Source organism: Streptosporangium heterodermiicola (assembly GCF_051390675.1).
GTDB lineage: Bacteria > Actinomycetota > Actinomycetes > Streptosporangiales > Streptosporangiaceae > Streptosporangium.
Genome location: NZ_JBPJSR010000013.1, coordinates 1 through 22,259, shown reverse-complemented (window position 1 = coordinate 22,259; position 22,259 = coordinate 1). Strand labels below are relative to the sequence as shown.

Annotated in this window: 10 protein-coding genes; 6 read left to right on the top strand and 4 right to left on the bottom strand. The window is 68.9% G+C overall.

Annotated features, from left to right (window positions below):
* Positions 1 to 77: 77 nt before the first annotated feature.
* The 4 genes from ACSC1Q_RS26305 (at position 78) to ACSC1Q_RS26290 (ending at position 8,444) form a co-directional block, all read left to right on the top strand.
* The gene (locus tag ACSC1Q_RS26305) at positions 78 to 3,578 is read left to right on the top strand and encodes a ThuA domain-containing protein (RefSeq protein ID WP_436761349.1); all 3,501 of its coding nucleotides are present in this window, start codon (positions 78 to 80) and stop codon (positions 3,576 to 3,578) included.
* Positions 3,579 to 3,811: 233 nt separating this feature from the next.
* Positions 3,812 to 5,245: a glycoside hydrolase family 76 protein gene (locus ACSC1Q_RS26300; protein ID WP_436761348.1), complete on the top strand. Its 1,434-nt coding sequence runs from the start codon at positions 3,812 to 3,814 to the stop codon at positions 5,243 to 5,245.
* A 218-nt stretch (positions 5,246 to 5,463) separates the two neighbouring features.
* Positions 5,464 to 7,557 carry a ricin-type beta-trefoil lectin domain protein gene (locus ACSC1Q_RS26295; RefSeq protein ID WP_436761347.1) on the top strand — a complete coding sequence of 698 codons (2,094 nt, stop codon included), beginning with the start codon at positions 5,464 to 5,466 and terminating at the stop codon, positions 7,555 to 7,557.
* Positions 7,558 to 8,060: 503 nt separating this feature from the next.
* The gene (locus ACSC1Q_RS26290; protein WP_436761346.1) at positions 8,061 to 8,444 is read left to right on the top strand and encodes a hypothetical protein; all 384 of its coding nucleotides are present in this window, start codon (positions 8,061 to 8,063) and stop codon (positions 8,442 to 8,444) included.
* Positions 8,445 to 8,592: 148 nt separating this feature from the next.
* Here the strand turns inward: ACSC1Q_RS26290 and ACSC1Q_RS26285 are convergent, their stop codons facing one another.
* Positions 8,593 to 10,212 (bottom strand): beta-1,3-glucanase family protein, encoded by a 1,620-nt coding sequence (locus tag ACSC1Q_RS26285; protein WP_436761345.1) that lies wholly within the window; start codon positions 10,210 to 10,212, stop codon positions 8,593 to 8,595.
* A 646-nt stretch (positions 10,213 to 10,858) separates the two neighbouring features.
* Here ACSC1Q_RS26285 and ACSC1Q_RS26280 point away from each other — a divergent pair.
* Positions 10,859 to 11,902: a LacI family DNA-binding transcriptional regulator gene (locus tag ACSC1Q_RS26280; RefSeq protein WP_436761344.1), complete on the top strand. Its 1,044-nt coding sequence runs from the start codon at positions 10,859 to 10,861 to the stop codon at positions 11,900 to 11,902.
* Positions 11,903 to 11,945: 43 nt separating this feature from the next.
* Here the strand turns inward: ACSC1Q_RS26280 and ACSC1Q_RS26275 are convergent, their stop codons facing one another.
* Positions 11,946 to 13,412: a glycoside hydrolase family 76 protein gene (locus tag ACSC1Q_RS26275; RefSeq protein WP_436761343.1), complete on the bottom strand. Its 1,467-nt coding sequence runs from the start codon at positions 13,410 to 13,412 to the stop codon at positions 11,946 to 11,948.
* A gap of 131 nt (positions 13,413 to 13,543) precedes the next feature.
* Positions 13,544 to 16,564 (bottom strand): lectin, encoded by a 3,021-nt coding sequence (locus ACSC1Q_RS26270; RefSeq protein WP_436761342.1) that lies wholly within the window; start codon positions 16,562 to 16,564, stop codon positions 13,544 to 13,546.
* Positions 16,565 to 17,342: 778 nt separating this feature from the next.
* On the opposite strand from ACSC1Q_RS26270, the gene ACSC1Q_RS26265 reads away from it, so the two are divergent.
* Complete coding sequence (locus tag ACSC1Q_RS26265) at positions 17,343 to 20,162, top strand: glycoside hydrolase family 2 TIM barrel-domain containing protein (RefSeq protein ID WP_436761341.1); 2,820 nt, start codon at positions 17,343 to 17,345, stop codon at positions 20,160 to 20,162.
* A 176-nt stretch (positions 20,163 to 20,338) separates the two neighbouring features.
* On the opposite strand, the gene ACSC1Q_RS26260 is transcribed toward ACSC1Q_RS26265, so the two are convergent.
* Positions 20,339 to 21,784: an SMP-30/gluconolactonase/LRE family protein gene (locus tag ACSC1Q_RS26260; RefSeq protein WP_436761340.1), complete on the bottom strand. Its 1,446-nt coding sequence runs from the start codon at positions 21,782 to 21,784 to the stop codon at positions 20,339 to 20,341.
* Positions 21,785 to 22,259: the final 475 nt, after the last annotated feature.

Here is a 22,259-nt window from a genome sequence, read left to right as displayed (position 1 = left end):
TGCCGAGCCTGTCATCGGAGTGGCTCGGCCCGTTTCCGAACGCCTCATCTCACCCCCTCGGAGATCCCATGCGCCGAGTGTTCGCACTCGTCCTCGTCCCACTCCTGCTGTTATCCGCAGGCCTGACTCACGCCCAGGCCACCGCCAAGGCGGCGGCGGCCTTCCGGGTGCTGCTGTTCACCGAGACCGCCGACTACGTGCACGGCTCGATCCCGTCCGGCATCACGATGGTCCAGCAGCTCGCCGCCGCCAACGACTTCGAGGTCGTCCAGTCCGCGAACTCCAGCTCGCTCAACGACGCGAACCTGGCCGGCTTCGACGCGATCATCATGCTGCAGAACTCCGGCATGGTCTGGGACAACGAGGCCCAGCGTCAGGCCACCCAGAAGTTCGTCAACGACGGCGGCGGGATCGTGGCGATCCACAACACCACGGACATGAACATCGAGGCCCAGTTCCCCTGGTGGGACCAGCTCGTCCTGGGCGGCGCGCACATGACCGCGCACTCCAGCACGGTGCAGGGCACCGCCAAGGTCCTGGACAAGAAGCACCCCTCCACCGCGGGCCTGCCCGACCGCTGGGTCCGTACCGAGGAGTGGTACAACTTCAGCAAGAACATGCGCGGCGACGTCCACGTCCTGGTCACCGCCGACGAGAGCACCTACGACGCCGGCGGCAGCAAGATGGGCGCCGACCACCCGATCTCCTGGTGCCGCAACGCCGAGGGCGGGCGCGTGTGGGCGACCGCGATGGGCCACGAGAACGCCTCCTACAGCGAGGCCAACTTCCGCCAGCACGTGCTCGGCGGCGTCAAGTGGGCGGCCGGCAACGCCGCGGGCGACTGCGGCGGCACCGTGTGGAACCGGTTCCAGAAGGTCACCCTCGACAGCGCCCCCGACCAGCCGATGGGCATCGACATCGCCGCCAACGGCGACGTCTACTACATCACCCGCTCCGGCAAGCTCATGCTGATCCGCAAGAGCAACGGCCAGATCGTGACCACCGGCACGCTGAGCGTCTACACCGGCGGCGAGGACGGGCTGATCGGCCTGGTTCTCGACCCGGGCTTCGCGACCAACCGCTGGGTCTACCTCAACTATTCCCCTACCGGTTCGGCGGCGATCAACCAGGTCTCCCGGTTCACCCTCAACAGCGCCGGTGACAGCCTGGATCTGGCCAGCGAGAGGAAAATTCTGGCCATCCCGGCCACCAGAGTCGACGAGCCCGGCCACACCGGCGGGCAGCTCGCCTTCGGGCCCGGCGGCAACCTCTACATCGGCGTCGGCGACGACGTCAACCCCTTCGCCTCCGACGGGTACACGCCGATCGACGAGCGCGCGGGCCGCGCCAACTACGACGCCCAGCGCACCTCGGCCAACACCAACGACCTGCGCGGCAAGATCCTGCGGATCCACCCCGAGAGCAACGGCACCTACACGATCCCCTCGGGCAACATGTTCGCGCCGGGCACCGCGCAGACCCGCCCGGAGATCTACGCGATGGGCTTCCGCAACCCGTTCAGGTTCGCCGTGGATTCGGAGACCGGCTGGATCTCCTCGGCCGACTACGGCCCCGACGCCGGAGCGGCCAACGCCAACCGCGGGCCCGAGGGCACCGTGGAGTGGAACCTGATCAAGTCGCCCGGCTTCTACGGCTGGCCGTACTGCGTCGGCAACAACATCCCCTTCAACGACTACAACTTCGCCACCTCCACCTCGGGGCCGAAGTTCAACTGCGCGGCGCCGGTGAACAACTCGCCCAACAACACGGGCCTGACGAACCTGCCCGCGATCAAGACCGCCACCGTCTGGTACAACTACCACCTGGTACCGGAATGGCCGGAGATGGGCACTGGCGGCGGCGCGGCCCCGATGGGCGGGCCCTTCTACCACTACGACGCCGCCAACCCCTCCGACACCAAGTTCCCCGCCTACTTCGACGACACCCCGCTCTTCTTCGAGTGGAGCCGCAACTACCTGATGGAGATGCGCCTCGACGGCAGTGGCAACATGCTGAAGACCAACCGCTTCCTGTCCAACCTCGGCTTCGACTCGCCGATGCACATGAAGTACGGCCCCGACGGCGCCCTGTATCTGGTCGAGTGGGGTTCGGGCTACGGCGGCACCAACACCGACGACGGCGTCTACCGCATCGACTACATCAACGGCTCGCGCTCCCCGGTCGCCAAGGCGAGCGGGACGCCCACCTCGGGTCAGGCGCCGCTGCGCGTCCAGTTCTCCTCGGCGGGCTCGGCGGACCCGGACGGGGACCCGTTCACCTACGCGTGGGACTTCACCAGCAACGGCTCGACCGACTCCACCGCGGCGAACCCCGTCTTCACCTACACCGCCAACGGCACCTTCACCGCGCGGCTCACGATCACCGACTCGTCGGGCAAGAGCGGCTCGGCGACGGTGCCGATCACGGTCGGCAACACCGCGCCCGTCGTGCGGTTCGGCTCGCCGCCCGACGGCGGAGCCATCACCTTCGGCGACTCGGTCCCCTACACGGTGACCGTCACCGATCCCGAGGACGGCACGATCGACTGTTCCAAGGTCAGGGTGGTCACGGCGCTCGGCCACGACACCCACAGCCATGACACCGGCCAGTTCACCGGCTGCTCGGGGACCGTGGTGACCACGAACTCCGGGCACGACGCCGACGCCAACACCTTCTACGTCCTGACCGCGACCTACACCGACAACGGCGGCCTGTCCCACACCGCGAACCTGATCCTGCAGCCCCGCCAGAAGCAGGCCGAGTACTTCACCGGCTCGTCCGGGGTCCGGGTCGTCGACCAGGCCGGTGCGCAGGCCGGCAAGCGCGTCGGCGACATCTCCAACAACGACTGGATCTCCTTCGCGCCGATGAGCGTCCAGGGGATCACCTCGGTGTCCTACCGGGTGTCCTCGCCCGTGGGCGGCGGTTCCATCGAGCTGCGCGCCGACTCGCCCACCGGGCAGCTGCTGTCCACCACACCGGTACAGAACACCGGAGGCTGGGACACCTACCAGCAGACGGCCGCCACCGCCGTGTCGTCGCTGTCGGGCAGCCACCCGCTGTTCCTGGTGTTCAAGCACCCGACAGCCAACCAGTTCGACCTCGACTCCCTCACCCTGAACGGGCAGGGCGTCGGGAACGGCGGCGGGGGCGGGCCGGTGGCCGGCGGCGTCTACACACTGACCGCCGCGCACAGCTCCAAGACGGCCGACGTCGACGCCCACTCCACCGCCGACGGCGCCAAGGTGGTCCAGTGGCCGACCAGCGGCGCCGCCAACCAGCAGTGGAGGCTCACCGCCGCGACCGGCGGCGCCTTCACCCTCACCGGGGTCGAGAGCGGCAAGTGCCTGGACCTGAACGGCGCGAACGGGCTGGTCATCCAGTGGACCTGCCACACCGACGCCAACCAGCAGTGGAGGTTCACCGCCGCGGCCGGCGGCAACTGGACGATCACCTCGGTCGCCAGCGGTCTCTGTCTTGAGGTGCCCGCCTTCTCGACCGTCGACGGCACGCAGCTCGGCCAGTACACCTGCAACAACGGCACCAACCAGCAGTGGAAGCTCACGAGAGTCTCATAACCGAATGAGAAGCCCGGCCACCGCCCGAAGACACTCCGAGATCGGGCGGTGGCCGGACTTCGCGTACCCGGCACGTGCCTGAACCGCGCCCTCGCACGGCACCGGCGACGGCACGCCGCCGCAGATCTGGACCGGCGACGGCACGCCGCCGCAGATCTGGACCTGCGGCGGCACCAACCAGGAATGATCGCGCAACCAGCTTCACCCCACCCCCCACACGAAGGACAGACACTATGAGAAAGGTTGTCTCAGGCATCGCCGCCGCGATCGCGTTCATACTCCTGATCGCGGGGGCGCCCGCCGCCCAGGCCGCCGCCCCCACTCCCGCTTCCTCCAGCATCGCCGTACTGATGCAGTCCTACGACGCCGGCTCCGGACGCATCGGCGGTGGCTGGTGGACCGGCGCCGTCGCGCTGAGCACGGTGATGACCTACCGTCAGGCGACCGGCGACGCCCAGTACGACTACGCCATCTCCGAGGCGTTCGCCAAGAACAAGGACTTTACGAACGAGTACATCGACGACACCGGCTGGTGGGCGCTGGCCTGGATCCAGGCCTACGACATCACCGGCAACAAGGCCTACCTTGACATGGCGGAGACCACGACCCGGTACATGCACGACTACTGGGACTCCCAGTGCGGCGGCGGCGTCTACTGGAGCACCGAGAAGAAGTACAAGGCCGCCATCGCCAACGAGCTCTTTCTCGCCGCGACGGCCGGGCTGCACAACCGGCTCCCCGGCGACACCACCTACCTCGGCTGGGCCAACGCCACGTGGAACTGGTTCAAGGGCACGGTCCTGATCAGTGGCAACCTCGTTAGGGACGGGCTGAACGTCGGCGGCTGCGGCCTCAGCAGCGCGACCTACACCTACAACCAGGGCGTGATCCTGCGGGGGCTGGTCGAGCTGTCGAAGGCGACCGGCGACACCTCCCTGCTGAACACCGCCAAGTCCATCGCCACCGCGGCGACCCAGAGGTTCTCCAGGAACGGCGTGCTGTTCGAGGGATGCGAACCGAACTGCACCGGTGACGGTCAGTCGTTCAAGGGCATCTTCATCCGGTACTTGCGTGAACTGGCCACAGCGACCAGGACCACCGAGTACGACGGTTTCATCACGACCACGGCGAACTCGATCCTGGCCAACAACACCAACAGCGCCGGGCAGCAGGGCAACTCGTTCGTCGGCCCGTTCGCCCTGTGGACGTACAACACCCAGGCGAGCGCGGCGGCGGCCCTGGTCGCCGCCCTCGGCAGCACCACTCCCCCATCTCAGCCGCCGACCGGTGTCCTGCGCGGTCAGGAGTCGGGACGGTGCGTCGATGTGCCCGGGTTCAGCCAGACCAACGGCACGCGGGTGGCGCTGTGGGACTGCAACGGCGGCGCGAACCAGGCCTGGACGCTGAACTCCTCCCGGCAACTGGTCGGGTTCGGCGGCAAGTGCCTGGAGGCCAACGGCTTCAGTTCGGCCGACGGGACCGCGGCGCAGATCTGGGACTGCAACGGCGGCACCAACCAGCAGTGGACCCTCCACGCCGACGGCACGCTGGTCGGCGCGAGCTCCGGCAAGTGCCTGGACGCCAACGCACGCGGCACCGCCAACGGCACGCTGCTGCAGCTGTGGACGTGCAACGGCGGCCCCAACCAGAAATGGTCGCGCGGCTGACGTCACACGGGCGAACACCGCACCCGTGTCCGCTTCGATGACCTAGGCGGTCCACACATCCGGTAGAGGGCAGGCGTGGAGTGGTCACACCGGCCGCCCCACGCCCTCCTTACCAGGGTGAAGGTTCGTTTCCTCTCCGGATCGCGGCACGCCGACGACAAACCCCTGCTTTCGAAGCCCCCCCTGTGACAACGTTGTCAGACCCTCGGAAGGTATCCATGCGCCTGCACCGCCGACCCCCCATGTCGGGAGGCTCCCCGCTCTCGCTCCCCCGCGCTCATCGCGGCGGCCTCCTCTCCTCCGCACCGGTCCAGGCCGCCACCGACGGCCGCGTCGCCTCTCGCTCCGCGGGCGCCGGCACGGCGGGAGGCGGCGCCCGTCCGCCTGTACGGCCGCGTCGTTCCAGGATCCGTCACGGCCTCGGCGTCCTCCTCCTCGCCGCGACCATGTGCGGCGTCGGGCAGGCCCCCGCCCAGGCGGCCCCGAGCCGCCCGACGTTGACCTTCTCCAACGCGAGCGCGCAGTCGACGCTGGGCGCGGCGTACACAAAGGCGCTCACCAACCTGCTCGACGTCAACACCGTCCGCTACGACCCGGCTGTATACAACCAGACCGGTCTGATGACCGCCGATCCCGGGACGTTCATCCGCGCCGGCGCCGAGTACGCCCAGCCGTGGACCAGGGACACGGCCGTCAACGTATGGAACGCGGCGAGCCTCCTGCAGCCCGACGTGGCCAGGAACACCCTGTGGTCGGTGGTCCGCCGACAGTCCAACGGCCAGCTCATCGTCGAGCAGGACAACCAGTGGTGGGACCAGGTGATCTGGCTGACGGGCGCATGGAACCACTACCTGGTCACCGGGGACCAGGGCTTCCTCACCAACGCCTACCAGGCGGCCGTCAACACTCTGAACACGCGAAGGAGCGCCAACTACAACAGCGCGTACGGCCTGTTCCAGGGGCCGTCCTTCTTCAACGACGGCATCGCCGGCTATCCGGCTCCCCCGGCCGACGGCACCGAGAGCAGGGGCGGGTTCGTCGGAAGCTACCCGACCGACACGATCATGACGTTGAGCACGAACACGCTCTACTACTCCGCCTACCGCAGCGCGGCATTGATGGCCTCGGCCCTCGGCAAGCCCTCCGGCGAGGTCGCCGCGCTGAACTCCTGGGCGGACACCCTGAAGACGAAGATCAACCAGCACTTCTGGATCCCGGCCAAGGGGACGTACGGCTACCTCATCCACAACGGTGGCAGCCTGTCAGGCACCCTCGACCAGTCGGAGGAGGGCTCCGGGCTCTCGTTCGCCGTCATGTTCGGCATAGCCGACGCCGTCCAGGCACGGTCGGTCATGCAGAACACCAACGTCCAGCCGTACGGCATCGCGGACGTCTATCCGCACTTCCCCCGCTACAGCGACTCCAACCCCGGTCGCCACAACGTGTCCGTCTGGCCGATGGTGCAGGGATACTGGGCCGACGCCGCCGCACGCGCCGGCGAGCCGGCACGTTTCGCCTCCGAGGCCGTCACCCTGGCCGGGCTCGCCAACTCGAGCGGCGGATTCTACGAGGTCTACAACGCCAAGACGGGCGCGGTGGACGGCGGGTGGCAGACCAACCATCACTGGGGCGGGCTGCGCGACCAGACCTGGTCCGCGACGGCGTACCTGCGCATGATCTACAACAACGTGTTCGGGATGGGGCCCACGACCGACGGCCTCTCCTTCCAGCCCACTCTGCCCTGGGGATGGGGAGACGTTACGCTGTCCGGTCTGCGGTACCGGTCGGCGACCCTCAACGTCACCCTGCGCGGCGCCGGGAACGTCGTCGGCTCTTTCAAGCTCGACGGCGTGTCCACGTCCGCGCGTTCCATACCCGCGTCGCTGAGCGGGACGCACTCGGTCGAGATCACGCTGACCGGCGGGAAGCCGGGTTCGGTCAGGGGCCTCGGAGGGCTGTGTCTGGACAACCGCCAGGCGAATACCGCGAACGGCAACCCCGTCCAGGTCTGGTCCTGCAACGGCAGCGGGGCCCAGCAGTGGACCGTCGCGGGAGCCGGCAACACCCTGCGCGTGCAAGGCAAGTGCCTGGACGTCAACGGGGGCGCGACCGCGAACGGCACATCGGTGAGCCTCTACGACTGCAACGGCACCGGCGCGCAGGTCTGGGTCCCGCAGGCGAACGGCGCGCTGCGCAACCCCCAGTCCGGCAGGTGCCTCGACCTCCCCGGCTGGTCCACCACGTGGGGGACCCAGGTGGCGATCTGGGACTGCAACGGAGGTGGCAACCAGCGGTGGTTCCTGCCCGCCTAGTACCGCGGCACCCGTGTGGTCACCTCGGTTCGTGGCCCCACAGGTTTCATGACAACTGCAGATCTTGAGCGGCGGCCGTTGCGGACCGCGAGCTGGGACGCCGACGCGGTCCGCGATGACCTGCGTGATCACGTGGCGGACCATGCCGGGGACCGCGGCGGCCTCCTGCTCGTTGACGAGATCCGACTCCCGCAGAGGGACCCGCACTTGGTGGGGCACGGCGCCGGTCGCTACCGGCGCGGCCGGCCGGATCGGGAACCGCCGGATCCCCCGTGAACGGCCCGCACGATCCGATGCGTGAGAAAACCACGGGCCGCCCTGGCACGATCTGGCTGAGGCCGGTCAGAAGTCAATCCAAACGGTGTTTTCCGGTAAGCGCCGACCTGTGTCGACCCGACTGCCCGGCCCCGCCATTCGCATCTCCACCGCCGAGCTCGCCACCTTCAGGATGTTCCCACGGCGCCGAGACAGCCCGACACCACCGACACGAGGGAGAGCCCCGCATGAACGCGCCAGACGACATCGAACACCACCTGCGGGACCTGGAACGCGAAGGCCTCATCCTCCACCTCGGCGTCGGTGACGCCACCGTGTGGTTCGCCACCGAGTTCCGTGAGCACGTGATCGCCGAACGTCTGGCGATGCTGCCCGACGAGCCCCTGGTGAGCGTCGCCACGGCCGCCGCGGTGCTCAACGCCCCGCACTCCCACGTCATCGCCGAGGTCCGCGCCGCCACCCTGGCCGGCCACGACAGCGGCCAACGGATCTGGGTGCGGCGCGAGGCCCTGGTGCGGCGCCTCACCACCCTGGGTCTACCCCTTTCGGCCCCCCGCCCGGCCCGTCCGAACTCCCTCGGCGACTCCACGCCCGGCCGCGCGCGCCCGTGAGCGAGCACGCGCGGGACGCCTTCCACGCCGGCACGCCGTCAGTCACCGGGCACCACCTCGGAGATGGACGGGAGGCACCCGGTGAGGAGTGACCCGCACAGCTCCGGCTACCCGAAGCTGTGCGGGTCGTGACGGTGCGGCACGCCGCTCAGCCGCGCCGCCACTTCTGGTTGGCGCCGCCCGTGCACTCCCACAGGTTCAGGGGGGCGCCGTCGTTGCCGTTCCAGGCTTTGATGTCGACGCACTTGTTGGCCTGCGGATTGACGAGATCACCGGCCCCGCTCAACACGAACTGCTGCGCCGGGTTGCCGCTGCAGGTCGCGATCTGTATCACCGCACCGTTGTCGCGGGAGCCCCAGGCCACGTCCATGCACTTGTTGTTCTGCGTGCGCAACGTGCCGCCGGTGAAGGTCCACTTCTGGTTGGCGCCGCCGTTGCACCCGTAGGTCACCAGCTGCACGCCGTCGCTGAAGTTGCCGCCCGGCACGTCGATGCACTTGTTGTTCCAGTTGCTCACCAGCGCGCTCGTATCACCTCCGGGACCCGAGGGGCCGCCCGCGCCGAAGGGGCTCAGGACGATGGAGGCCGAGCGCGGGTTGCCGTCGTGCACCAGCGACTCGAAGTTGCCGACGTCGTCGAAGGGAAAACCGTACGCCTTGCCGTCCACCATGTTGGCGTGGATGATCCGCGAGTAGTGGTTGGTCAGCGAACCGCGGTAGAAGTCGGCGGCGTTGTAGCTGGGCTGGGTGTCGATGGTACCGAGGGTGGAGCGCTGCAGCGCCGCGCAGATCGTCCGGGCGATCGGACCTTGTACCTGGTCGTTCGGCGCGTTGAGGGCTCCGCTGCACCCCCACACGTCCCCGGTGCTCGGCTTGTTGATGGAGTACACCTGCCGTCCGGAGGTGTCGGTGAAGTTCATGACGTTGCCGGACGTACGGCCGAAGTACTTGAGGCCGGGCTGGGCCTGGAACGGCACGACGGTCAGCGTCTTGCCGGTGTAGGCGTTCCAGGCGCTGTTGATGTACGGGTCGAGGTAGTTCCTGTCGAACAGCCCGGCGTCGGCGGCCTTGCCGGGCGCCAGCACCCGCAGCACCGTGCCATCGGAGCGGGTGCGGACGGTGTTCGCCCAGCCGGGCTGCGCCTTGATGGCGTTGATGATGTTCTCGCGGCCGTTGTTGACCACGTCGCCGGTTCGTTTGGTCACCCCGTCGCCGCCGGTCACGGTGACGGCGTGCGGGATGGCGAACTGGTCGACCTGGGAGCTGTTGAGCCACAGGCCGGCGTCGTTGTAGGTGAACTCGCTCCAGTCCATGAGGATGTTGTAGTTGGGGTCGCCGGCCGCCCAGGGCGCCGGCTGCACCACGCCGTCCGGGGTGAGGAAGAACTTGAGTTTCTCGCCGACGGAGAAGTACACCCGAGCCGACAGGAAGCGCGGGAAGTGGATGGTCGTGCTACCGCCGTTGCCGGGTCCCGGGATCGCCACGTCGGGCGCCGGAGACGGCGGCAGCGAGCCGGCCGGCCACGGGGAGAACGCGCCCCCCTGGTTGACATAGCCCAGCCGGCCGCCGGGCCGGATGTCCTGGCCGATGACATACAGGTAGACCGGTTCGTTGCGTCCGGTGTTGTTGGTCACGGTGACCGGCAGCAGCTCCGGTCCGGCCGCGTGCGCCGGGGTGGCCGCCGTGACGGCGACCACCGGCAAGGCGACCGCGATGGCGGCCAGCCAGGTGAGCAGCTTTCTTTTGATGGACTTTGGTTTTGCGTACATCGGCAACTCCTGGGAGGGGGGCACGCCTCGTTGGCCGACTCGCCATCGGATCAGATGGAGGCGGGGGAACGGGTCGCTCTCTGGACGGGGGAACCTCGCACTTGCGGAGCCCAAGCGGTGTGAGAGCGCTCTCTGCACATTTTGAGGATAAAGGCGCACTTGTCAATAGGGCGCTTTACGCGCTTTGACGCTGTGGTGGGACGCACGCGGCTATGGTCGTGCCGTTGCGACGACTTCTTCGCGTCCAAGCCGCCGGCGTCGTTGAAGGTCACGATTGTCGGGATATAACACCGACAAAAAGGGATAATCAGGCAGTTGAAGGTCGATGGCGCAATGTGATGCGAGGCCCGAATGATCAATGGGAGCGCTCCCTCAAGGGGAGGTCCACCGAAGTGAACCCGCATGAGATTCCTGGGCCTTGACAAGCACCCCACCTTCTGTAAAGAATCTTTCCTGAGAGCGCTCTCACAGCTTTTGATCATTGCCCGCTCCCCCAGGCGCAGTGATTCGGCCTAACCGTGCTCGCCGACGGCATCGCTTGGAAACGCCTCCTGGGCCGAGCCGACAGCGACCGTAAGGGGGTGAGCGAGGGACGCACGGCGAACAGCCGCCGATGGGTTTCGGCGACGATGCCATAATTCGTCGTATGACAGCTGACGCACCGCTCCAGCAGCCTGGTCGTCCGAGCCTGATACAGGTGGCCGCGTTGTCGGGGGTGTCGGCGAAAACGGCGTCGAGAGCGCTGAGCGGTGAGGGGTATGTGGCGGCCAAGACGCGTCAGCGGGTGCACGAGGCCGCCGACCAGCTCGGCTACCGGCCCAACGGGGTCGCTCGTGATCTCCGTCGCGGCGCCAAGGCCTCCACGCTCGTCGGCCTGATCAGCGGTGACCTGGCCAACCCGTTCTACTCGCGGCTGGCCAGCGGGTTGGAGCGGGAGCTGCGGGTGAACGGCCTGCAGCTCATCACCGCCAGCACCGAGGAGAACCCGGAGTGGGAGCGCCAGCTCACCGACACGCTGCTGGAGCGTCGTGTCCGGGGGCTGGTGATCGTCTCGACCATGGCCAGACACGACCACCTCGCCGGTGAGCGGATACACGGCATCCCGTTCGTCTTCGTCGACCGCCCGCCGGTCGGGCTGTCGGCTGACGCGGTGCTGCTGGACAACCGTGCCGGTGCCCGGCAGGCGGCGAGCCACCTGGTCGCGGGCGGGCACCGGCGCATCGGCGTGATCGGGGACCTGCCGCGGTTGTTCACCCACCGGGATCGGATCCGTGGGTTCGCCGAGGTGATGGAGGCGGCCGGGATCTCCGGCTGGGCCGACTACCTGCTGGAGGACGCGCACGACGTGGCCGCCGCCGAACGAGCGGTGAGAGACCTGCTGGGCCGGACCTCGGCCCCGACCGCGTTGTTCACCATGAACAACCGGATCACCACCGGTGCTCTGCGTGCCCTGCGCGGGCGCGCGGCGCCACCGGCGTTGATCGGTTTCGACGAGCTGGACCTGGGGGACTTCCTCGGAGTCAGCGTGGTCGCGCATGACCCCGAGGAGATGGGCCGGTGCGCGGCGCAGCTGCTGCTCGACCAGCTCTTCGGTGACACCTACGAATCGGCTCGGCATGTGGTGCTGTCGACCCGCCTCCTCATCCGTGACTCGAGTGAACGTCCGCCGCTACGCGGCGTAGACGGCTGATCGCCCGTGGTGTCGCTCCCCGGTTCGCGGCCACGGGCGGGCGTCAGGGGGCGGCGTTGAGCAGATCGAGCGCGCTGTGCTGGCAGCTGTGGTTGGTGGGCGTGAGCGGGCCGGCCCAGTGGCTGCCGTAGTTGTCGAGGCTGTCGCGGTTGTTGGCGTAGGCGGTGTCGGCGTTGCGCCGCAGATAGGTGTTGTAGGCGCCGCCGGTGACCGTGTTCAGAGCGCCGAGGCCGCGGATCGCCGCGCCCTTGAACGACGCTCCGTCACCGCTGCAGGTGTTGCTCTCGTTGGGCTCGCGCAGGATGCCGCCGGGGCTGAGGTAGCTGCTGGTGGTGAGTGCGTCGCCGATGCGGCGGGCTGTGCTGAGCGCGTTCGCGTCGCCGGTGAGCCTGTTGAGCTCGACCAGCGCGTTGATCAGCACGCCCTGGTTATAGGTCCAGGTGGTGTTGCCGTTGTTGCGGCAGGTGTTCAGGTTGATGCCGTCATTGACCAGGTTCGAGCTGTTGAGCATGCCGGTGCTCTGGAACCAGTTCCAGGCGGCCTGCGCCCGGCCGCGGTAGAGGGTGTCGCCTGGGATGCGCTGGGACAGCTCCGCGTTGAGCTGAATGTAGAGGCTGTTCTCGATGGCGTTCTTCTGGGCGCGGTCGGTCTTCCACCACACGCCGCCGCCACAGCGGTTGTCCCAGTAGCTGTACATGAAGTCGGAATCGGCCTTGGCGGTGTTCAGGTAGCGGACGTCGCCGGTCACGTCGTAAGCGGCCACCCAGGCCAGACCCCACCAGCCGGTGTCGTCGAGATACTCGTTGCGGAACTGGCCCTGGTGGGCGTTCAGGTTCTTGTCGTAGGTGTTGGCGATCGCGTAACCGTAACTGCCCATGCCGCTGCGCTGGATGTTCTCGATGAGCGCGGTGAGCGCGTTGGCGCCGGTCCACCACCCGTTGCCGTCGAACAGGCCGTTGGCGCGGTTGTAGCGCATCATCAGCGCGGTGGCCGCCGCGGTGCGCCGGTCCCCGGCGTTCCAGGTGCTGCGTGTCCACGCCGTGCAGGTGATCTCGGGCCGGTTGCCCGCCTTGCCGCAGGCGCGCAGGGCGCCGACGCCCTGGTTGGCCCAGTCGTCGACGTTGAACATGGCGGTACGCGTGCCGGAGGCGCCGGCCGGGATCGCGGTGGCGCCGAGGCGGCTGTCGGCCCAGGTGCGGCCGCCGTCGAACGAGCGGTCCAGCCACACCTCGTCCGTGGCGGTGCCGCCGTCGACGGCGGCCCAGGCCATCGAGTCGGTGTCGTTGACGTGCACGGTGAACCGCCGCCCGTACAGGGTGGCGGACACCGGTTGCCGGTCGGCCGGGGAGAGCGCCGGGTCGCGTCCGTCGCAGTGGCGGTTGCAGATCGTCGCGATGGCTCGCGCCCCGGCGGCGCCGCTCACGGCCTGGGCCGGGCCGGCGAGGGCCGGCGCGGCCGTCGTCACGACGGCCAGGGCGGCCAAGACCGCCAGCCCGCGTAAGGACTTCATCATGGTTCCTCGATTCACTGTGGCGGAAGTGGTGGAGGGGGCCGGCGGTGCGCGGCTCCGGTGTGGGGCACCGGAGCCGCGCACCAGGTCATCGGGAGCGGGTGGCGCCGGTCGTCGCCGGCGCGACCCGCTCACGCGGAGGGCAGTGTCCAGCGTTGGGCGGGTGAGCCGTTGCAGTCCCACAGTTGCAGCCGGGTGCCGTCGGTGCTGTCGCCGCCCGCGACGTCGAGACACCGTCCGGACTGCGGGTTGACGAACGCGCCGGTGGAGGGCACGTGGTTCCACTGCTGGTTGGCTCGGCCGTTGCAATCCCACAGCACGACGGCGGTGCCGTTTCCGGTGCCGTTTCCGGTGGCGTCGAGGCACCTGTTGAACAGGCGCAGGGTCCCGTCGCCGGAGATGTGCACCCGCTGCGCGGCGGACCCGTTGCAAGTCCAGATCTGGATCCGTGAGCCGTTCGCGGTCGAGGCGGCGTTGTCGTCGAGGCATTTGCCCGCGATGGCGGAGGGCACCGCTCCGGTGCGTGACGCCGGCAGCGTCCAGCGTTGGGCGGGTGAGCCGTTGCAGTCCCACAGCGCGACGGGGGTGCCGAGGGCGGGGTTGCCTCCCGAGACGTCCAGGCAGCGGCCCGACTGCGGGTTGCGCAGTGCTCCCGAGGAGGGGACGGGGGTCCACTGCTGCCCGCCGCTGAGGTTGCAGTCCCACAGCTGCACCTTGGTGTTGTTGGCGGTGCCGCCGCCGTTGATGTCCAGGCACTTGCCGAAGAGCATCACCGTGCCGTCGCCGGGCAGGTGCCAGCGCTGCGCCGCGCTGCCGTTGCAGTCCCAGATCCGGGTCGCGTTGCCGTTGGCGCCGTTGGCGCCGTCGACGTCCAGGCACTTGCCGGCCAGGCCCGAGGAGAGCGCCCCGGTCGGGCCGATCACCGTCGCGGGCGGGTGCGCGCCGCCGTTGCCGCCGTACGAGGGCGGCGCCGAGGACGCGGCGCTCGCCCACGAGGTGTTCGCGGTGGTGCCGAGTGTGAGGTTCAGCGTGCCACCGTTGATCGCGAACGACGCCGGAAGGTAGGCGTTGTTCCAGGTCGCGCCGTTGAGCGTGGCGCTCTGCACGTAGGGGGCGTTGGTGGCGGCCTGCGGCGCGTTGATCGTGATCGTGCCGCCACCGCCTAGCGAGACCTTGACGGTGGTGAACAGCGGGCTGCCCAGCACCAGGTCCGAGGTGCCCGGCGTCATCGGGTACATGCCCATCGCCGACCACACGTACCAGGCGCTCATCGTTCCCAGGTCGTCGTTGCCGACCCCCCAGCCGGCCGGCGAGTTGGGCCACATCTCGTTCTGGACCTGCCGGACGATCCTCTGGGTCTTCCACGGCTGCCCGATGTAGGCGTACTCCCAGGGCAGCCCGATCGACGGCTCGTTGCCCATGTCGGCGTGCTGGGAGTTGTTGCTGGAGCCGCGCAGGTTGGACAGGACGCCGTCCAGGTAGCCGGCCATCGCGGCGTTGCCGCCCTTGGCGTCGGCCAGGCCGCGGACGTTGAACGGCACCATGCCGGTGTACTGCCAGGAGGTGCCCTCGACGAACTCGTCGCTGACGGTCGGGGTGAATCCCGGGCGCCAGGTCCCGTCCTTCAGTTTCGGCTGCATGAACCCGCTGGCCGGGTTGAGCGCGTTGCGCCAGTTCTGCGCCCGGTTGACGAACTGGTTCTGCGTCGTGGTGTCCCCCAGCGCCCCCGCGAACGCGCCGATGGCGAAGTCGGTGGTGGAGTACTCCAGCAACGTGGCGACCGACCCGTAGAACCCGTGCGGGTAGGTGCCGTCGGAGGGCAGGTAGCCGTAGTTGGACTGGTACTCCAGCCCGGTCCGGATGCCGTTGGGCACCGTGCCCTGACGGACCATCGCGGCCTTCGCGGCGGCGGTGTCGAAGTTGCGGGCGCCGAAGGCGTGGTAGGCGGCGATGATGATCGGCGCGGGGTCGCCGTTCATCACGTAGGTGTCGTACTCGTTGAGCGTCCACTTCGGCAGTGTGCCGCCCTGCGTGTAGTTGTTCACCAGCGACTGCGCGCTGTCGCCCGCCTCCTGTGGCGCGACCAGCGCGTGCAACTGCGCCTGCGTCCGGTAGATGTCCCAGCCGGAGAAGTTGCCGTACTGCGCCTTCTGCCCGCCGGAGACGGTGTGCACCTGGTGGTCGAAGCCCCGGTAGCGCCCGTCGACGTCGCTGACCACGTTGGGGTGCAGCAGCGAGTGGTAGAGCGCGGTGTAGAACACGACCTGCTGGTCGGTGGTGCCGCCGGAGATCTCGATCTTACGCAACAACTTGTTCCAGGCGTCCTTGGTGGCCTGCCGCGTCGCGTCGAAGTTCCAGTTCGGGTTCTCGGCGGCGCGGTTGGCCCTGGCGCCGTCGAGCGACACGTACGACAGGCCCACCTTCGCGTGCACCACCCGGTTGCCCGAGGCGTCGAAGGTGACGGAGTTGCCGTTGGCGAACGAGCCGCTGGAGGCGAACGGCCGGTCGAAGACCATGTTGAAGTAGAGGGTGTACGTCGGGCTGGACGCGCAGAAGTGCCCGGAGGTGATCGAGCCCCGGACCTCGGTGTCGCTCACCGCGGTGAAGTTCAGGTTTCCGGTGCTCGTGGCGCCGGAGCCAAGCTTGAACAGCAGGTTGGCCTGGTTCGTCGCGGGGAACGTGAAGCGGGCCATGCCGGAGCGGGTCGTGGTCGTGAGCTCGGTCTTGACGCCGTTGCCCAGCGTCACCGTGTACGCGCCGGCGCTCGCCGACTCCGCGCTGTGGGAGAAGCTCGACGTCGCGGTGCCGTTGACCGCGCCGGTGGTCGGCATGATCGGGATGTCGGCCATCGCGTTGCAGCCCGGCCCGGACAGATGGGTCAGGCTGAAACCGGTGATGGTGCTGTCACTGTAGGCGTAGTTGCCGCCCGGTGGCCGCGACGGCGTGTCGGGACTCCACTGCACCATGCCGAACGGCGCGTCGGCGCCCGGGAAGGTGTTGCCCTCGTGGGAGGTGCCGAGCAGCGGGTTGACGATCGCCGCCGGGTCGGCCACCGGTGCGGCGGCCGCGGGTGTGGCGACGCCGACCGTGAGCGCCAGGCTTGGGAGCAGGAGTGCGGGGATCGCTAAAAACGATCGCCATCGAGCCTTCATGGTGACTCCGAAGATCGGACCAGACTGGGGGGAATCAGTCCGATAGGGGGGTGCGATAGCCGTAATGAAAGATGATGTTCATCGATATGTCAACGATGTCAGACTTTGGGGTTGACTGTCCTTCGAACAGCCGGAAACCCAGCCAGCCTGGGAAAGCAGGGGGAAACGCGGGGCGACGACGCCGTTGTTGACTGTTACCCCGTCAAGTCGATTTCATTGCGGTCCGACCATTTATCCGCCGGTCATCAGCTTGATCACAGCGACCGCCGCCTGACGGCAGAGATCTTCTCGCACACCCGCCGCCTCCCCGCCCCAAGCATGAGCTTCCGGCGGAACCGGCTCCGCGCGACTCGGGGCGCGGCGAAGCCGTGGCGGCGAAGAACGCGCTCGCCGGGCCACCGGCGCACCGCGGACGGACGGGCGCGGGCGCTGGCCGCGACACTCGGCGTCGCCGTCAAACCCTTGACGATGGCCTCCCGGTGGTATCTCATGTCGTGCGAACCCCGTGAAACACGGACGTTACACATGAGAGTGGTCCGCTCTCGTCCCCGAACGAGACCGGACTCCTCTCACCCACGTGGAGTCCCTGGCCCGCCCGAAAGTCGTCGCTTTCCCGGCTGCCGCGCGCTCCGCGATGCGCGGACATCCCCCACCGTCACCGAAAGACGAGGCGCCCCACATCGGCGCCCCGTCAACGAGGTGCGTCCCGTTACACCATCGGCCGATGCCGTTTCGGTCACGCGACGATGACCGAGCGAGTCGAAGCGAGGAGATCCACATGGAGATGAAGCGACGCGATTTCCTGTCGATGAGCGCTGCCGGTGCGACCGCGGCCGGTCTCTCCGCCATCGGCGTCACACTGGCCGGGCCGGCCGGGGCCGCCCCGGCGGGCTCGCTGACGGAGGTTCTCTACCTGACCGGCACGGACGCCGACCACACCGTCAACTGGGATTTCTTCTGCACGAGCGGGCGCGGAAGCGGTGCGTGGAGCACGATCGCCACCCCGTCGAACTGGGAGTGCCAGGGCTTCGGCACCTACAACTACGGTGGAACTCCGGTGCCGGGCGAGAACGGCAGGTACCGCCACACCTTCACAACGCCGGCCGCGTGGGCCGGCCGGCGGATCTTCCTGGTCTTCGAGGGGGCGATGACCGATACCGAGGTATGGGTCAACGGCACGCCGGCCGGCCCGAAGCACCAGGGCGGCTTCTACCGTTTCCGATACGACGTCACCTCGCGGGTGAAGCTCGGCCAGTCCAACCTGCTGGAGGTGACGGTCAGCAAGGAGTCGTCCAACGCGTCGGTCAACGACGCCGAACGCGAGGGCGACTACTGGAACTTCGGCGGCATCTTCCGGCCGGTGTCGCTGCAGGCCTCCCCCGCCACGCACATCGACCGGGTGGCCATCGACGCCCAGGCGAGCGGGGCGTTCGCGATCGACGTCCAACTGGCCGGGATCGGCGCGGCCGGCCGGGTGACCGTGCAGCTCAGGCGCCTGGACGGCACGGCCGTGGGCGCGGCCTTCTCCGCCTCGGTCGCCGCCGGAGCGACCAAAACACGATTGACCTCCACCATCTCGGCACCGCAACTGTGGACGGCGGAGACGCCGACCCTGTACCAGGCGGAGGTCACACTGTACGACGGTGCCGGTTCTCCGTTGCACGGCTTCACCCAACGGTTCGGGTTCCGGACCGTCGAGGTGCGCAACGGGGACGGCGTCTACGTGAACGGCAGGAAGGTCATCCTGAAAGGGACCAACCGGCACACGTTCTGGCCCACGCTGGGCCGTGCGTCGAGCCCACGCCTCGCGCGGCAGGACATCGTGCTGATGAAGGACATGAACATGAACGCGGTCCGAATGTCGCACTACCCGCCGGACGCCTTCTTCCTTGATCTCTGCGACGAGCTGGGCCTCTACGTCCTCGACGAGCTGGCGGGCTGGCAGAAGCGCTACGACGAGGGCGTCGGCGCGCCCCTGGTGGCCTCGATGGTGACCCGCGACGTCAACCACCCGTCCATCCTGTTCTGGGACAACGGCAACGAGGGAGGATGGAACACCGCGCTGGACGACGACTTCGCGTTGTACGACCCGCAGAGGCGCAAAGTCCTGCACCCCTGGACCACCTTCAGCGGCATCGACACCAGTCACTACCAGTCGTACTCCTCCACCGTCACCAAGCTGGCCGGCAGCGCGATCGTCATGCCGACCGAGTTCCTGCACGGTCTCTACGACGGTGGCGCCGGCGCCGGCCTGAACGACTACTGGAAGGTCCTGGGCAGCGGACCACGAGCCGCCGGTGGGTTCGTCTGGGCGCTGGTGGACGAGGGCGTCGCCCGCGGCGACAGGGGCGGCGCCATCGACACGACCGGCAACCGCGCCCCCGACGGCATCGTGGGGCCGTACCGGGAGAGGGAAGCCAGCTTCTACACGATCAAGGACATCTGGTCGCCGGTTCAGCTGGCCAGTCCCACCTACTACGCCTCGACGTTCCCGGCCTCGTTCGACAGAACCGTGAAGATCGTCAACCGCTACGACTTCACCAACACCAGGCAGTGCACCTTCCGGTGGCGGCTGGTGAACTTCGCGGTTCCCGGCTCGGCCGCCACCGGTCACACGGTGATCGCCCAGGGTACGGCGACCAGCCCCGACATCGCGCCCGGCGCCACCGGATCCCTCGCCCTCGGCCTGCCCGACACCTGGACGGGCGCCGACGCGCTGGGGCTGACGGTGACCGACCCGACGGGCCGCGTCCTCAGCACCTGGATGTGGAAGATCAAGAAGGCCGCCGACCACGCCGGCCGCCTGGTGGTGCCGGTGGCGGGCGCGCCCGCCGTCACGGCCGTCCAGGACTCGGCCGGCGTCACGATGATCGCCGGCACCACCAGGGTCACCATCAACGGGTCCACCGGACGGCTGAGCGGCGTCATCCGCGACGGGGTGGCGGTGTCGCTGACGAACGGCCCGGCGCCGGCCACCGGCTCGGCCACGTTCACCGGCCTCACGCACTTCGCCGACGGCACCGGGTGGGTCGTGCAGGCCAACTACACCGGCGACCTGACGTCCGTACGATGGCGCCTGGACTCCGGCGGCTGGCTGCGGATGGAGTACCGGTATCACCGCACGGGCGAGGCCGACTATCTGGGTGTGAACATGGACTACCCGGAGTCGAAGGTGCGCGGCCTCACCTGGCTCGGTGACGGCCCCTACCGGGTCTACAAGAACCGGATGCGCGGCGTGACGCCCGACGTGTGGAGCAAGACCTACAACGACACCGCCACGGGTGCGACCGGCCGGCAGTACCCCGAGTTCAAGGGCTACCACGCCAATACCTACTGGGCGAATCTGAGCACCACCGAGGGCACCATCACGATGGTCGCGGCCGAGGAGAACCTGTTCCTGCGCTTGTTCACCCCCGCGGTCGGCGCCAGCCCGCAGAACGCCACCGTCCCCTACCCCGCGGGCGGCATCTCCTTCCTCGACGGCATCCCCGCCATCGGGGACAAATTCCTCCCCGCCAACCGGCTCGGCCCCGAGAGCCAGCCGAACGTCGCCACCGGCGACTACCATCGCACCGTCTACTTCCGTTTCGGGGCCTGAACGTTCGCCACGGCGGTGAACCGGCATGACGCGCTTCATCCGGTTCACCGCCACCTGCCGGGCGAGGCCGGCCTCACCGACCGGCAGGACCGGCCGGTCGACGACCGGCGCGGCCCGCCTACCGGAGGCTCGGCCGCGCCGAGTCGGCGCGGCCGAGCCGGTCAGCGGCCAGGCGGTCAGTACGGCCAGCCGGGCACGTTGAGGCGCACGCTGTACAGCCCGAAGTTCCCGGTGTTGCCGCCGCGTGACGCCGTCCCGGAGGTGATGAACAGGGTCTGCCCGTCGGGTCCGCCGAACGCCACGTTGGTGCTGTTCCGCCCCGCCGAGATCGTGCCCAGGGCGGCCCCCGAAGGCGCGAAGACGTGAACCTTCCCGTCGTCGTAGGAGGCCTGGTACAGGTTGCCGGCGCAGTCGACGGTCACGCCGTCCGGGTTCGACACCGAGGCGAAGTCGCCGCGCGCGCCGACGCCACCGTCCGCGTTGACCGGGTACCTGTTGACCTTGCCCGCGCCGCCGACGTAGAGCGTCCCGCCGTCGGGCGATAGCGCGACGCCGTTCGGTCCCCTGATCGTGTCGTCAACCATCGACACCACGCCGTTCTTGACACGGAAGACGCCGGTACGGCCGGACATCTCGTCGGGCCGGCTGGCGCGGTTGAAGTCGGGGTCGGTGAAGTAGACGGTGCCGTCGGCCGCGACCGTGAGGTCGTTCGGCGAGTTGAACGCGCGACCCCGGTAGTTCGCGGCCACCACGCCGCGGGCCTTGTCCGCCAGCCGGAACGAGGAGACGCTGCGCTGGTCGTGCGTCGCGGCCAGCAGCGTGGTGCCGTCCCTGCTGATGGCGAGACCGTTGCTCCCCGCGCCCGCGATGAACGTGGTGAACGTGTTCGGCGCGGTGAACCGCAGGATGTCCGACGGCTGCACGCCCTGGGAGCCCGTGCCGTCGCGCATGTTCGACAGCAGCAGGGTCTGCGACGTGGCATCCCAGACCGGGCCTTCCAGGAAGTTGAAGCCGTCACGGATCTTGGTGGCGGCGACCGAGGGCGAGGGCAGCGGGTCAGGATAGCTCGCGCCCGGGGTGCACGGCCCGACACCGGGGCGGGGCGGGTTCGGCGACGTGGCGACGGTCCACCGCTGGTTCACGCCGCCGCCGCAGGGCCAGATCTGCAGCGGGGTGCCGTCGGCGCTGCCGTTGTTCGTGGCGTCCAGGCACTTGCCGGACGCCGTGTGAACGATCTGCCCCGGCCCGGCCTGCCAGGTCCAGCGCTGAGCGCTCGTGCCGTTGCAGTCGTAGATCTGGACCCTGGCGCCGTTGGCGGTGGAGGCGCCCGCCACGTCGAGGCACTTGCCGAGGGCTCGGATCGTGCCGTCGTCGGTCCCCGCGGTCCACTGCTGCGCGGTGCTGCCGTTGCAGGTCCACACCTGCACACGGGTGCCGTTGGCGCTGTTGGAGCCCGCGACGTCGACGCACTTGCCGCCGATGCCGGTGATCGGCGTGCCGCCGGCGGCGGCGGACGCGGGGGCAACCTGGACCACGGCGAGCGCGGCGACGGCGGCCATGGCCGCCGTCTTCGAGAGAAGGGCCCGGGGCATCAGGCCCCCGTGATGCTGTGATGTGGTCATGAAGACCTCCGAATGGGATGCGGCCGGCCTGCTGGGGGGTGGACAGCCATCCTTGCCGACCATGGAATGATCCGGTCGCTCTTAAAAGTCACTTTCCTCTTCACTGTGTACGCGCGGGTGATCCGCGCGCCCACACTTCACCGGCAAGTGAACACCCCGACCTGACCTGTGGCGACGAGGCCGGAGACCCGACGGCCCGGCCGGGGCCAATGGAATCGGCCGGGCCTCCGCCGCTGGATTGCGGCCCGTACCCGGCGGGCGGATCCCGCCACGGGCCGCCGGTGCGAAACCGTCACATCACCGCGTTGAACAGCTGCCGGGGTCCGGGATCGGGTCGCGCTCCCCGAGGGCGAACGGGGATCGACCACGGCCCCTTCCGCACCGGTGAGGTCTCCACGCGCCACGGCGATGGCCTGCCAGGACGGCAGGCCAAAGCCGCGGGTGAGTTCCTCTGACCTCAACTCGGTACGGCCTC